General features: G+C 71.9%; 9 protein-coding genes. 4 read left to right on the top strand and 5 right to left on the bottom strand.

What is annotated here, in order from left to right:
* Positions 1 to 119: 119 nt before the first annotated feature.
* Positions 120 to 1,166 carry an esterase-like activity of phytase family protein gene (locus tag IO29_RS09580; protein WP_030379868.1) on the bottom strand — a complete coding sequence of 349 codons (1,047 nt, stop codon included), beginning with the start codon at positions 1,164 to 1,166 and terminating at the stop codon, positions 120 to 122.
* Positions 1,167 to 1,687: 521 nt separating this feature from the next.
* Between IO29_RS09580 and IO29_RS09575 the strand changes: the two genes are divergently transcribed.
* The 3 genes from IO29_RS09575 to IO29_RS39980 all read left to right on the top strand — a co-directional run bounded on the left by IO29_RS09575 (position 1,688) and on the right by IO29_RS39980 (position 9,124).
* Positions 1,688 to 1,915 carry an MbtH family protein gene (locus IO29_RS09575; protein WP_030379867.1) on the top strand — a complete coding sequence of 76 codons (228 nt, stop codon included), beginning with the start codon at positions 1,688 to 1,690 and terminating at the stop codon, positions 1,913 to 1,915.
* Positions 1,916 to 2,114: 199 nt separating this feature from the next.
* Positions 2,115 to 7,808 carry a non-ribosomal peptide synthetase gene (locus tag IO29_RS09570; protein WP_159072899.1) on the top strand — a complete coding sequence of 1,898 codons (5,694 nt, stop codon included), beginning with the start codon at positions 2,115 to 2,117 and terminating at the stop codon, positions 7,806 to 7,808.
* Positions 7,730 to 9,124 (top strand): alpha/beta fold hydrolase, encoded by a 1,395-nt coding sequence (locus IO29_RS39980; RefSeq protein WP_078618281.1) that lies wholly within the window; start codon positions 7,730 to 7,732, stop codon positions 9,122 to 9,124. The genes IO29_RS09570 and IO29_RS39980 overlap by 79 nt, the downstream gene beginning before the upstream one ends.
* 29 nt (positions 9,125 to 9,153) lie before the next feature.
* On the opposite strand, the gene IO29_RS09565 is transcribed toward IO29_RS39980, so the two are convergent.
* Both IO29_RS09565 and IO29_RS09560 read right to left on the bottom strand, forming a co-directional pair.
* The gene (locus IO29_RS09565) at positions 9,154 to 10,218 is read right to left on the bottom strand and encodes a hypothetical protein (protein ID WP_234307523.1); all 1,065 of its coding nucleotides are present in this window, start codon (positions 10,216 to 10,218) and stop codon (positions 9,154 to 9,156) included.
* A gap of 188 nt (positions 10,219 to 10,406) precedes the next feature.
* Complete coding sequence (locus IO29_RS09560) at positions 10,407 to 11,570, bottom strand: epoxide hydrolase family protein (RefSeq protein WP_030379865.1); 1,164 nt, start codon at positions 11,568 to 11,570, stop codon at positions 10,407 to 10,409.
* Positions 11,571 to 11,687: 117 nt separating this feature from the next.
* On the opposite strand from IO29_RS09560, the gene IO29_RS09555 reads away from it, so the two are divergent.
* On the top strand, positions 11,688 to 12,239 hold the full coding sequence (locus IO29_RS09555) for a TetR/AcrR family transcriptional regulator (RefSeq protein ID WP_234307516.1): 552 nt from the start codon (positions 11,688 to 11,690) through the stop codon (positions 12,237 to 12,239).
* Between the two features lie 292 nt (positions 12,240 to 12,531).
* Here the strand turns inward: IO29_RS09555 and IO29_RS09550 are convergent, their stop codons facing one another.
* Together IO29_RS09550 and IO29_RS09545 are read right to left on the bottom strand one after the other, a co-directional pair.
* Entirely contained in the window at positions 12,532 to 13,095 is a 564-nt protein-coding gene (locus IO29_RS09550; RefSeq protein WP_030379863.1) for a dihydrofolate reductase family protein, read from the bottom strand.
* A gap of 55 nt (positions 13,096 to 13,150) precedes the next feature.
* Positions 13,151 to 13,891 carry an AraC family transcriptional regulator gene (locus IO29_RS09545; RefSeq protein WP_030993959.1) on the bottom strand — a complete coding sequence of 247 codons (741 nt, stop codon included), beginning with the start codon at positions 13,889 to 13,891 and terminating at the stop codon, positions 13,151 to 13,153.
* Positions 13,892 to 13,934 lie beyond the last annotated feature (43 nt).

Genomic DNA, 13,934 nt, shown 5'->3' with positions numbered 1-13,934 from the left:
CGGTCCGGCCGCTCCTGCTCGTCCGGAAGACACCAACATCGGTGACGTGGCATTTCATCCCACCGCAACAATCACGGGCCCAAGGGCGGAGGGGGACGGGACCGTGGACGTAGGACCCGCTACCGCTTCGGGGTGCGCACGGCCAGCCGGTAGAAGCGGGTGGTCTGCGCGGCGTTCTGGTTGTCGTCGCTGACGAGGAGGACGTCCAGGCGGCCGGTGCGGTGGTCGTGGCCGGTGACGGCCATGCCCTCGATGTTGTCGAGGAGGGGGTTGGGCTGGGGCTGCTTGGCGGTGGCGCCGAGGGAGGGGCAGTCGACGAGATCGGCGAGCGGGGTCTTCTTGGCCAGGCGTACGCCGCGCTGCCCGGTCAGGTTCTCGATCGCACTGGTGTCCGTGGCCTGCCGCAGATCGGCGAGCTGGAGGCGAACGGTGTTGCCGACGCCGGAGGTGAAGCCGCGCTCCAGGACGAGGAGGCGGCCGTCGGGGGTGGCGGTGATCTCCGGGACGCCGAGCCCGTCGTCGGCGCGGTAGCCGTACTGCGGGCCGAGCCGCCACTGCGTGCCGTGCCGCCGCCAGGTCTGGAGGCGGACGATGCCGGCGCTGTCGCCGTCGAGCGCGTACTCCATGGAGGCGACGAGGGTACGGCCGTCGGGGAGCAGGGTGAGCCCTTCGAACGTGCCGTTGGCGGTGGCCCGCCCGGCCGGGGCGACCTGGAGGGAGCCGGGCACGGGCAGCCGCCCGAGCAGCCGCCCGTCCCGGGAGTAGCGCCGCACGGAGGGCTCGACCTCGGAGGTCACCAGCCGGGTGCCGTCCCGGTCGACGACGACCCCCTCGGAGTCGAGCGCGGCCCCGCTCTCGTCGGCGAGCGCGACGACACCCTCGGGCCGGTAGGTCCTCGGGTCCAGCCGGAACAGCGAGGACCGGTCGGACAGCGCGACGAGCGCCCCGTCCCGGTCCCGCGCGAGGGCGGAGAAGTTCCCGACGTAGGTCCCGTCGTACGACGTCTTGTCGAGGACATCGGAGAACCCGGCGAGGGAGACGCTCGGCGCACAGGCGTTTCCTTCATGGCTGTGGGCGACGTCGGCGGAGGCGGGCCCGGCGGCGGTGAGGCAGGCGGCCGCCGAGAGACCCGCGGCGAGGACGGCGAGGACGTTTCTCAGGCGCATGCGCGTCACGGTAGGGCGCGCGGGTGACGCACGGGAGACCGACGCGTGCATTGTTCCTTGCGAGAAGGGCCCGGCGTGCGCGCCCGGGCCGGGGGCGTGCCGCAACTCGCGGGCCCGTCACGGAGAGCGGCCGGCTCAGTGACTTTCGTGCGGCGCTGTGCGCATGGGCCAGCGCGCATTACGTGCCCACAGGCCTCTGCTAGTCTGATCATCAGTTCGCGTCACGCCAGGGCCTATCAGTCGCCCGATGATGCAGAGAGAACTGGTATGCACGGCACGGGTATTGACTCTGCCATTCACTGGTTTCGATTCCTGAACAAGTGCTCTGACCCACGGGTCAGGATTGTTCGGCCACCATGTGCCGGAGGCTCAGCGAGTCTCCCTTCCTGAAGCGACGCGGCGCGACGACCGCCGCTGTCCTCGAATCCAACGGTCCGTCAAGGCCGTTCGAGTTCCATACACCGGACATCTCAGAAATCGGGACGGTACTGCCGTGCCCATGCTCGGTAAAGGTTGAAGTGATGACGAACCCGTTCGAAGACCAGAATGCCGATTACACGGTCCTGGTGAACGACGAGGGCCAGCACTCGCTCTGGCCGGCCCCGGCCGAGGTGCCGGCCGGCTGGCGAACCGTCTTCGGGCCCGCCAGGCGCCAGGAGTGCTCGGATCACATCGAGGCGTCCTGGACGGACATGCGTCCCAAGAGCCTTGTCGCCGCCATGGGGGAAGAAGGACCCGCCGGCGCCTGACCGCCTCCGGACAACGCGCGGACGAAACCGACCGTTGGTGCGTCCGCACCGCCATGCCTCGGTACACCTCGGTCCGCAGGCATGCGCATTTCACAAGAAGTAGCGGGCTGTTGGCACTGCGGCCGCCGGACAGGCGACCGCCCAGGAAAGCCTCAGCACGTGTTCCTGGCGGATGTACGTCGAATCGGAGAACTGCGTCGTGTTGGATTCCCGGGCTGAAAACCTCTCCCTGCTCGCCGGACAGTCGGGCGTATGGCTCGCCCAGCAACTGGACCCGGCGAGCCCCGCCTACCAGATAGCCGAATACATCGAGATACACGGTCCCGTCGACGAGGCGCTGTTCGAGGCCGCGTTACGCCGCGTGATCGCCGAGTGCGACGCCTACCGGCTGCGCCTGGCGGTGGACGAGGACGGCATGCGCCAGACCGTCGAGCCGTTCGGGGACTGGCCGTTGCACCTCCCCGACGTCGGCGCGGAGGCCGACCCGGCCGCGGCGGCGCGGCGCTGGATGCGCTCCGACATGGCCCGCGTCTACGACCTGGAGCAGGGGCCCAGCTTCACACAGGCGCTCTTCCGCATCGCCCCGGACCGCTATTACTGGTACCAGCAGTCCCATCACAGCCTGGTGGACGGTTACACCGCCCATCTCGTCGCCTCCCGGGTGGCCGACGTCTACACCGCCCTGGCCGAGGGCCGGGAGCCGGACGCCGACGGTGCCTTTCCTCCGCTGCGGAGCCTCGTCGCGGAAGAGGCGGAATACCGCGCCTCCGGCCAGTACGCCGACGACCGCGCCTACTGGGCCGGGAAGCTGGCCGACCGCCCCGACCCCGTGAGCCTGGCCGGCCGGTTCGCCCCCGCCTCCCCTGGTGACCTGCGCCATTCCATCGATCTCCCGCCCGAGCGGGTGGCGGCCCTGCGCGCCACGGCCCGCGGCCTGAAGGTCAGTTGGTCGGTCATGGTCCTGGCCGCCACGGCGGCCCTCACCCACCGTCTCACCGGGGCGGACGACCTCGTCATCGGCATGCCCGTCACGGGCCGCGTGGGCCGGACGGCCCGTGCCACGCCCGGGATGCTCGCGAACGTGCTGCCGCTCAGGCTCTCCGTACACCCCGGCCTGGGTCTGGACGCACTGATCCGGCAGACGGGCGGGACGGCCCGCGAGGCGCTGCGCCATCAGCGTTTTCGCCAGGAGGACATGCGCCGGCTCATCGGCGCTGTCGGTGAGACTCGGGGACTGGCCGAGCCGCAGGCCAACATCATGGCCTTCGACTACGATCTGCGGTTCGCCGGAGCGCCGTCGACCACCCACAACCTCAGCAACGGCCCCATCGAGGACCTGTCGTTCATCATGTACGAGCGGCAGGCCGGACAGGGCATGCGACTGGACGTCGTCGCGAACCCGGCACTCTACGACGCGCGGGACCTGCGGGTGCACGGGGAGCGGTTCCTCCGCCTCCTGTGGGCCATGACGGAAGACCCGACGCGATCGGTGGGTTCTGCCGAGCTGCTGGGTGAGGCCGAGCGTGAGCGGCTGCTGGTGGAGTGGAACGACACGACTGCCGACTACCCCTCCGGACAGGCCGTCCACACCCTGTTCGAGGCACAGGCCGCCCGCACCCCCGACGCCGTCGCAGTGGTGTGCGACAGCACCCGGATCACCTATCGGGAGCTGGACGAACGGGCGAACCGGCTGGCGCGCCGGCTCGTCCGGCTGGGGGTGGGGCCGGAGAGCCGTGTCGCGGTCCTCCAGACGCGTTCCGTGGGCTTGGTGGTGTCGACGCTGGCGGTGTCGAAGGCCGGCGGTGTGTACGTGCCGATCGATCCGAACCAGCCCGCGGTGCGTTCCGAGTTCATCGTGCGCGACACCGAGGCGACGGCGTTGCTGACCGACCGGGAGCGGCAGGACATCGGCTTCACCGTCGACGTGCCGGTGCTCCCGGTCGGTGACGGTGACATCGGCGGTGCCGACGCCGACGCGGAGACCGGCGCCGGCACCGGAGTGGCGGTGGACGCGCGGCAGTTGGTGTACGTGATGTACACCTCCGGCTCGACGGGCACCCCGAAGGGCGTGGCCGTGACGCACCGCGACGTGGTGCGTCTGGCGTCCGACCCGTACTGGCGTGCGGGCCGGCACGAGCGGGTGCTGATGCACGCCCCGTACGCCTTCGACGCCTCCACCTTCGAGATCTGGACGCCGTTGCTGAACGGCGGCCGGATCGTGGTGGCCCCGCCCGGCCGGCTGGACGCCGCCGGTCTGGCCGCGGTCATCGCCGCGCAGGACGTGACCGGCCTGTTCGTCACCGCCGGCCTGTTCCGGGTGCTGGCCGAGGAGGACCCGGCCTGCTTCCGGGGCGTGCGCGAGGTGATGGCAGGCGGTGACATCGTCTCGCCGGCCGCGGCCCGCAGCGTCCTGCGGTCCTGCCCCGGCATCATCGTGTCCAACGGGTACGGCCCCACCGAGACCACCGTCTTCGCCGCCGTCCACCCGCTGCACGACACCGACGAGGTCCCGGACACGGTCGTGCCCATCGGCCGCCCCCTGACGAACACCCGGCTCTACGTCCTCGACGACGCCTTGCGGCCCGTCCCCACCGGCGTGCCCGGCCAGCTCTACATCGCCGGTGACGGCCTCGCGGAGCGCTTCGTCGCCTGCCCGTTCGGGACCGCGGGCGAACGGATGTACCGGACCGGGGACCTGGTCCGCTGGAACCACGACGGCCGGCTCGAATATCTTGGACGCACGGACGACCAGGTGAAGGTCCGCGGTTTCCGCATCGAGCCGGGCGAGATCGAAGCGGCCCTCGGTACGCACCCGACGGTCGGTCAGTCGGCCGTCGTCGTGCGCGAGGACCGCCCCGGCGACAAACGTCTGGTCGCCTACGCCGTTCCCGGCCGGGGCGCCGTCCCCGACCCGGACTCCCTGCGCGCGCATCTGCGCACCGTGCTGCCCGACCACATGGTGCCCTCCGCCGTCGTGATCCTGGACGAGCTGCCCCTGACCGGCAACGGCAAACTGGACCGCCGCGCCCTGCCCCAGCCCCGCTACACGACCACCACCGCGAGCCGCCAACCGGCCACCGCACAGGAGAAGGCCCTCGCCCGCCTGTTCACCGACATACTCGGCCTCGAACACATCGGCGCCGACGACAACTTCTTCCACCTCGGCGGACACTCCCTCCTCGCCACCCGCCTCGTCTCACGCATCCGCACCGAACTGGACGTCGAAATAGGCATCCGCACACTCTTCGAGAACCCCACCGTGGCCGGGATCGCCGGTGTGCTGGGCGGTGCGGGTGCGGCGCGGCCCGCTCTGACCGCGGGTGTGCGGCCGCAGGTGGTGCCGCTGTCGTTCGCGCAGCGTCGTCTGTGGTTCCTGGGCGAGCTGGAGGGCCCGAACGCGACCTACAACATCCCCGTGGCGCTCCGGCTGACGGGTGGTGTGGACCCGGTGGCGCTGGAGCGGGCGGTGCGCGATGTGGTGGTGCGCCACGAGGTGCTGCGGACGGTGTTCCCCTCCGCGGACGGCCGGCCCCGCCAGCGCATCCTGGACCCCGGCTCCTTCCCGCTCGACGTGCCGGTGAGGGTGGCCGCGGAGGCGGAGCTGGCCGGGATGCTGCGCGAGGAGGCGGCCCACGCCTTCGACCTGAGCGGTGAACCGCCCCTGCGGGCCACGCTGTTCCGGGTCGCCGCCGAGGAACATGTGCTGTTGCTGGTGCTGCACCACATCGCGGCGGACGGGTGGTCGATGGCGCCCTTGAGCCGGGACCTGTCCACCGCCTACGCCGCCCGGCTCGAGGGGCGTGAGCCGGGGTGGCGGGCACCGGCGGTGCAGTACGCCGACTTCACCCTCTGGCAGCGCGAACTCCTGGGCGCCGAGGACGACCCGGACAGTGTGGTCTCCCGGCAGCTGGGCTACTGGCGGACCGCCCTGGCCGGTGCGCCGGAGGAACTGGAACTGCCCACCGACCGGCCGCGTCCGGCGGTGGCCGGCCACGGGGGCGGCGAGGTCCCGCTGCGGGTTCCCGCCGAGATCCACCAGCGGCTGCTGGACCTCGCGCGCGGGCAGGGCGCGACCCTGTTCATGGTGTTGCACTCCGCGGTCGCCCTGCTGCTGTCGAAACTCGGTGCGGGGCAGGACATCCCGATCGGCACACCGGTCGCCGGCCGCACCGACGACGCCCTCGACGAGCTGGTCGGCTTCTTCGTCAACACGCTGGTGATCCGCGCCGATGTGTCCGGGGACCCGTCGTTCAGCGAGCTGCTGCGCCGGACGCGGGAACGGAGCCTTGCCGCCTACGCGCATCAGGACCTGCCCTTCGAGCGGCTCGTCGAAGACCTCGCCCCGGCCCGGTCCCTGGCCCGCCACCCCCTGTTCCAGGTGATGGTCGCCCTCCAGAACAACACCGGGGCCGCGCTCGACCTGCCCGGCGTCCGGGCCGGTCTGCTCGGCCTGGCCGACACCCGTGCCAAGTTCGACCTCGACATCCACTTCGAGGAACGGACCGATGCCACCGGCGGCCCCACCGGCCTCCTCGGCCGTGTCACCTACGCCACCGACCTCTTCGACCGGGAGACGGTCGAGACGATGGCCGAGCGCCTCGTCCGCGTCCTCGATGTGATCGGCACCGACCCGGACCGGCCGCTCAGCCGTGTCGATGTCCTCGGCGGGGCCGAGCGCGAGCGACTGCTGGTGGAGTGGAACGACACGGCTGTCGCTCGTCCGGGGACCACGCTGCCCGCGCTGTTCGAGGCGCAGGTGGCGCGGACCCCCGACGCGGTCGCGGTGATGTGCGGCGGCACCGGGCTGACCTATCGGGAGCTGAACCAGCGGGCGAACCGGCTGGCGCGGCTGCTGGCCGGGCGGGGCGTGGGGCCGGAGTCGGTCGTGGCGCTGCTGATGGAGCGTTCGGCCGAGCTGATGGTGGCCGTGCTGGCGGTGCTGAAGGCGGGCGGGGCGTATGTGCCGGTGGATCCGGCGTATCCGGCCGACCGGATCGCCTTCATGCTCGCTGACGCTCGTCCCGCGCTGGTGCTGACGGCGCGTGCCGTCTCCGATCGCCTGCCCGGGGCCGTCCCGGCCGAGCGTGTGGTCGTCGTGAACGAGCTGTCCGGCCTCCAGGAGTACGCGGAGCACGACCTCACGGATGCCGAGCGGCCGGCGCCACTGCTGCCGCGGCACCCGGCGTATGTCATCTACACCTCCGGTTCCACCGGGCGCCCCAAGGGCGTGGTGATCGAGCACCGCAGCGTGTGCGACCTGCTGGCCTGGGCCCATGCCGAGATCGGCCCGCAGCGTCTGTCACGGGTCCTGGGCTCGACCTCGCTCAGCTTCGACGTCTCGGTCTTCGAACTGTTCGCCCCGCTGACCAGCGGCGGCAGCGTGGACCTGGTCGCGGACGCGCTCGTCCTGCTCGACCGGGGCGGCTGGCGCGGCAGCCTGATCAGCGCGGTGCCCTCAGCCCTGGGCAACATCCTCGCCCAGCGCGAGGGCGCGCCGCTGGACGCGGACCTGGTGGTGCTGGCCGGTGAGGGCCTTGCCGCCCGCACCGTCGACGCCGTCCGCACCGCCATGCCGCGCAGCCGGGTGGCCAACATCTACGGCCCCACCGAGGCCACCGTCTACGCCACCGCCTGGTACGACACCCCTGCCCGGTCCGACGCCTCCGCCACCGGGCAGACGGCCGCCCCGCCCATCGGCCGTCCCGTCCACAACACCCGCGCCTACGTCCTCGACGGCCACCTGAACCCCGTCCCCGTCGGCGTCGCCGGCGGGAGCGCTTCGTCGCCTGCCCGTTCGGGACCGCGGGCGAACGGATGTACCGGACCGGGGACCTGGTCCGCTGGAACCACGACGGCCGGCTCGAATATCTCGGGCGCACGGACGACCAGGTGAAGGTCCGCGGTTTCCGCATCGAGCCCGGCGAGATCGAAACCGTCCTCGGTACGCACCCGGCGGTCTCCCGGACGGCTGTGATCGTCCGCGAGGACCGCCCCGGCGACAAACTCCTCACCGCCTACGTCGTCCCCGAGCAGGGCACCGTCCCCGACCCGGACTCCCTGCGCGCACACCTGCGCACCGTGCTGCCCGACCACATGGTGCCCTCCGCCGTCGTGATCCTGGACGAGCTGCCCCTGACCCGCAACGGCAAACTGGACCGCCGCGCCCTGCCCCGACCCCACTACACGACCACCACCGCCGGCCGCCAACCGGCCACCGCACAGGAGAAGACCCTCGCCCGCCTGTTCACCGACATACTCGGCCTCGAACACATCGGCGCCGACGACAGCTTCTTCCACCTCGGCGGACACTCCCTCCTCGCCACCCGCCTCGTCTCACGCATCCGCACCGAACTCGGCGCCGAAATAGGCATCCGCACACTCTTCGAGAACCCCACCGTGGCCGGGATCGCGGCGCGCATGCTCTCCTCGCAGCAGCAGGACCGGAACGACATCCTTTTCCCGATCCGCGGCGAAGGATCGCGTGCACCGATTTTCTGCGTTCACCCCGGCACGGGCTTCAGCTGGGGATTTCTCGGATTCGCGCGTCATCTGCACCACGAATACCCGGTGTACGGCCTCCAGGCGCGAGGGCTCGACGGCGGGGGCCCGCTGCCGACGCAGATCGCGGAGATGGCGGCGGACTACATCGAGCAGTTGCGAAGCGTGCAGAGGGAGGGGCCCTACTGCCTGCTGGGCTGGTCGTTCGGGGGCCTGGTGGCTCACGAGATGGCGGTCCAGTTGCAGGAAGCGGGTGAAGAGATCTCGGTCCTCGCCCTCATGGACTCCTACCCCGTCGCCGAGGGAAGTCCCGAGTCGGCCGAGTCGCGCATATCCGACGAAGCGGCTCTGCGCGAGTATCTCGATGCCGGTCTACGCCGCCACGCGCGGTCCTCCGGGACGGCGACGGCGTCCGTCCTGGACAGTCTCGGCGAGCGTGAAGCGGAGGCCGTCCTGAGGGTGTTCAAGAACAACATGAGCCTCATGGAGAAATTCTCCCCCGGCAAGTTCGACGGAGACCTCCTGTTCTTCACGGCGACTCTCGGCAAAACGGACGGAAGGCTCTCCGCCGAGAACTGGCAGCAGCACATCGGCGGATCCATCGACAACCGCGACATTGTCGTCGAACACGACGAGATGAATTCGCCGAGCAGTGCGGCCGCCATCTGCCGGGCTCTCACCGAGAAGCTGCGCGCGCGAGAGGGGAACTGAGCGGGTGAGTCGGCGGGACCGCACGCCGCTCACATGCCGTTCGGCCCGTCCGTCGGGCCGGGCGGCGGGCCCGGGGGCGGAGGCAGGCCCGGCTCGGTCTGTTTCAGGCGGCCGTAGACCGCGTCGAAGGTGAAGCCGGAGACGAAGCCGACCGTCAGGACGAAGAAGAGGAGGCGGCGGGCGCCCTCGCCGGTCAGGATGTCGGGGGAGGCGGCCAGTTGGGCCGAGACGAAGAGCAGGAACGCGACGGCGCCCGCCGACATGCCGAGCGCCGCCGTGCGCGCCCAGTGCTCCCCGCGGTCGAAGGCGTTGCGGGTGATGGCGCCGGAGGTGCCGGTGGCCAGCGCGCCGACGATCAGCCCGGTGAGGTTGACGGCGGCGCTCGCGTCCAGCGCGTAGGTCAGCGGGATCATGCCCAGCCCCAGGCAGAGCAGCAGCAGCCCCGCCGTGATGCCGAACGCGCTGCGCCAGGCCGCGCGGCGCACGGCGCGGGCGTCCTGGCGGCGCCGTTCGTCCTTGCGTTCCCGCTGCGCGGCCAGTATCCGCACCAGTCGGGCCGCCGTGTCCCGCCCCCACTCCGCGCCCATCGCCGACACCTCCTCGGGGGTGGGGTGCCGGTCGACCCTGTTCATCACGTCCCACACCTTGCGGCCGGCCCCGCCGAAGCACGCCGCCGCGTAGACGGGAATGCCGAAGGCGAGGCAGACCATGCCGGTGATCAGCGTCGAGCGGCCGCCGCCGATCAGCACGACGCCGTGCACCTCGGCGAGCGAGCGGTAGTAGCCGCTCTCCCACTCCTCCTCCGACTCGTGCCGTACGTCGTACAGTTCGGGCCGCTCGTCGAGGAGCGGGAAGTCCGTGTCGACGTTCCCGTACGGCGGCCGTACGTGGATGGACCCGGGCGCGGGCTCGCCCTGCGCGAGGTAGCCGGTGATGACCCAGTCCTCCACGAACTGCGCCTCGCTGGAGTAGACGACGAGATCGCACCCGGCCTCGGCGAGCGCCCCGCCGATCTCCGCGCACGCCCCCTCGACCCGGTCCCCGGACACCAGCGGCGGCTCGTACACCCGCACCGGATCCGCGCTCCCCACCACAGCGATCAACGGCCTCAACCCGTAACCCCCCGACCACGTTGGGCAACTCCCGCCCCACGCAGCCTACTTATCCACCCCGCCCCCTCCCTCAAACGGCCCGGGCTCCCTCGAACGGCCCGGACCGATCCCCTCGGCCCCCTGCCGCCCCCTGCCGACCCCCTGCCGGCTTCCCGTCGGCTTCCCGCCGGTCAGGACGCCCGCCGCCCCCGCAGCGGGCGGAAGAACGCGCGGATCTCCTCGGCGAGAGGTTCCGGTGCCTCCATGACACCGAGGTGCCCGCCCCGGGGCATGGTCTCCCACCGCGTCACGTCGAAGACCCGCTCGACCCAACTGCGGGGCGGCATCACGTCCTTGGGGAACGACGCCACCCCCATGGGAGGCCGGACGCGGACCCCGGGCTCGAAGTGGTTCGGGCGCAGGGCGTTCTCGCGGTAGAACCGCATGGAGGAACCGATGGTGCCGGTGAACCAGTAGATCGAGATGTTGGTGAGGAGGGCGTCCATGGTGAAGGCGCGCTCCACGTCGCCGTCGCAGTCGCTCCAGCCGCGCGCCTTCTCGACGATCCACGCCGCCAGCCCCGCCGGCGAGTCGGTCAGCGCGTACGCGGGTGTCTGCGGCTTCGTCGACTGGAGGCGGTGGTAGCCGCCCTCCGCCTCGAACCATGCCGCGGCGGTCTCCTGGAACGCCTTCTCCTCCGCCGACAGGGGCGGCTGCCCCGCGCCCAGCGGGGGCCGGTAGAAGCCGGGGACGAAGGTCACGTGCAGCCCGGACACCCGTTCGGGGAAGCGGGCCGCGAGCCACATGGAGACGGCCGCGCCCCAGTCGGAGGACTGGGTGCCGAAGCGCCGGTAGCCGAGCCCCGTCATCAGCCGCGTCCACATCCCGGACACGCGCTCGGGGCCGAACCCCGGCCGGGTCGGCCGCTCCGAGAACCCGTAGCCCGGCAGCGAGGGCACGACGACGTCGAAGGCGTCGGCCGGGTCTCCGCCGTGGCTGCCGGGATCGGTGAGCAGGGGGATGAGCCGTGCCATGTCGAACCCGGTGCCGGGCCAGCCGTGCGTGAGCACCAGCGGGTGGGGGTCGGGGCCCTCTCCGCGTTGGTGGATGAAGTGGATGCCGACCCCGTCCAGTTCCGCCACGAACTGCGGAAAGGCGTTCAACTCGGCCTCCCGCGCCCGCCAGTCGAAGTCGGTCCGCCAGTACTCCGTCAGGCGCCGGAGGAAGGCGAGGTCGGTCCCGTCGGCCCAGTCCATGTCCGGCAGGGAGTCGGGCCAGCGGGTGTGGCGCAGTCGGCGGTCCAGGTCCTCCAGCCGGTCGTCGTCGATGGAGATCGTGAAGGGTGTCTTCCGCATGTGGGACCCCCGCTAGACTTTCGGACTATGAGTCCAGAACAACGTAACACCGTTTCGGACCGTCAGTCCAAAACTGCCGGTGGACGTCTGGGACGGCCGCCGGCGTCCCGCGACGGCGTGCTCGCCGCCGCGGACGCGCTGTTCGCGCAGGCCGCGACGGCTCAGCCGGTGTCGATGGACGCCATCGCGGCGGCGGCCGGCGTCGGCAAGGGAACGTTGTTCCGGGCGTTCGGCGACCGCGACGGACTTCTCGACGCGCTGGCCGCCGCGAAGTTCCAGCCGCTCCGCACGGCCGTGGAGTCCGGCCCCGGGCCTCTCGGACCGGGCACTCCGGCGCCCGACCGGATCGTCGCGTTCCTGGACGCGGTGCTCACCTTCAAGCTGGAGAACCGCAACCTCATGCGCGCCCGCGAAGTGGCCGCGCCCGGGAACCTGCGGTCGGAGCGCTACCGCTGGATGCACGCGCTCCTGCGGGGGCTGCTCCAGGAGGCCGCGCCCGCACGCACCGAGACCGACGCCGGGTACGCCGCGCACGCGCTGCTCGCGCTGCTGCACATCGACCTCGTCGAGGAGCTGCTCGACACGGGACGCTCCGTCGCGGACATCCGCCGCGCACAAGCGGCTCAGGCCCTCGCGGTCGTCGCCGGAGCGCCGCCCCGTTCGGGGTGAGGGGCGACCGCACCGAGCGACCCGAGCCCGTCGCCCCGGCTCCCGTCCCCTCGGCTCCCGGCGACGCGGTGCACGTCGCCGAGGGAGCGGGGCCTGCCGTCCTCCCCGGCCCACGGCAGCAGCCGGATCCTCACACTGATGGACTTCGAGGACCAACCGCCCCTGGCGTACCCGGAGGTACTCGACGGGCGTCCCGCCGGCCTCCCCGTCCGCGACTCCCGGCGCGTGGACGGTCCCGCGCTGCTTCTCTCGCGGCCCCGCCGGGCCTCGTGCGGAGCGGCCGTCGGTTCCGTCACCGCGTCGCGCGGTAGCGGAGGTACACCACCCCGCAGCTGAACGTACGCGTCTCGACGAGGTCGAGATCCACCCGGCGTTCGTCCCTCGGGAAGAGCGGTGTGCCGCCACCGACCAGTACCGGGTAGACCCTGATCCGGTACTCGTCGATCAGCCCCAGCGCCGCCGCCCCGGCGGCCAGCGTCGCACCGCCGATCGCGAGGTCGCCCTCCCCCGGCTCGGCGCGCAGCCGCTCGATCTCCTCCGCCAGACCGCCGCCGGCCAGGCGGGCGTTGCCCCGGACCTCCGCCAGCGTGGTGGAGAACACCACCTTGGGGAGTGCGTTCCAGATCGCGGCGAACTCGCGTTCCAGATCGTCGAGTTCGGGCTTCTGGTCGGCGTCCTCCCAGAACACCATCGTCTCGTACAGCCGCCGCCCCAGCAGATGGACGTCGAGCCCGCGCACCTCCTCGGTGGCGAGGCGGAAGACCTCCTCGTCGGGCACCGACCAGTCGAACCGCCCGTCCGGCCCGACGATGTAGCCGTCGAGCGAGACGCTCATGGAGCAGGTCACCTTGCGCATCGGAGGTCCTCCTCGGATTCCGGGTCGACCGTGAGACCGTCCGGCGCCCCGGAACTCATCGTGCCGTCTCCGGCGGGCGGGCGCCCGCCGCCCGGTACGTCCCCGGGGTCTGGCCCAGCGTGCGGGTGAAGGTGTGGACGAAGGCGCTGGGGGTGGACCAGCCGCAGCGGTGGGCCGTCTCGGTGACCGTGGCGCCGTCGGTGAGTTCGATCATCGCGTGGAAGAGCCGGGCCGTGGTCCGCCACTGCGGGTACGTCGTGCCGAACTCCGTGCGGAACAGCCGGCTCAGGTGCCGTTCGCTGAGGCCGACCTCGCGGGCGAGCCCGGCGAGGGTGCGCGGCTCGGCGAGGTCGGCGAGCACGGTCCGGCAGGCGTCGGCGAGGCGGGGGTCGCGGGCCCGAGGGAGCTGGAGCGGGGTGACGTCGGCGCGGCACAGCCGGTCGACGATCACCGCGCGCAGCCGGTCCCGCTCCCCCGGCGTCAGATCCGGCTCGGTGCTCGCGACGAGCAGTTCGCGCAGCAGCGCGGGCACGGCGATGACGGTCGGGGTGTCCGGGGGCAGGGGCGATCGGCCGAGGGGGAACTGAAGGGTGTGCACCTCCGTGTGGCCGTGCACGCGGTGCTCGTGCCAGGTGCCGGCCGGGACCCAGACGGCGCGCCGGGCGCCGGCCACCCAGGCTCCGTGGTCGGTGCGCACCGCCAGAACTCCCCGGCTGACGTAGACGAGTTGGTGGTCCTCGTGCCGGTGCCGGGCGATGTGCTCGCCCGGGTGGTGGTCATGGCGGGTCTGCGACACAAGTGGACAGTTTATCGAAAGCCGGTACGGGGGCGCGTCCACG

This window comes from Streptomyces sp. NRRL F-6676, assembly GCF_000725625.1.
Classification (GTDB): domain Bacteria; phylum Actinomycetota; class Actinomycetes; order Streptomycetales; family Streptomycetaceae; genus Streptomyces.
Note: the sequence above shows the minus strand (reverse complement) of the source record. Positions and strands in the feature narration are given on the sequence as shown.

What these genes read in the sequence shown, in the direction of transcription:
- IO29_RS09580 (WP_030379868.1), bottom strand. Translation starts at nt 1,166, where the DNA reads ATGCGCCTGAGAAACGTCCTCGCCGTCCTCGCCGCGGGTCTCTCGGCG.
- IO29_RS09575 (WP_030379867.1), top strand. Translation starts at nt 1,688, where the DNA reads ATGACGAACCCGTTCGAAGACCAGAATGCCGATTACACGGTCCTGGTG.
- IO29_RS39980 (WP_078618281.1), top strand. Translation starts at nt 7,730, where the DNA reads ATGTACCGGACCGGGGACCTGGTCCGCTGGAACCACGACGGCCGGCTC.
- IO29_RS09560 (WP_030379865.1), bottom strand. Translation starts at nt 11,570, where the DNA reads ATGCGGAAGACACCCTTCACGATCTCCATCGACGACGACCGGCTGGAG.
- IO29_RS09550 (WP_030379863.1), bottom strand. Translation starts at nt 13,095, where the DNA reads ATGCGCAAGGTGACCTGCTCCATGAGCGTCTCGCTCGACGGCTACATC.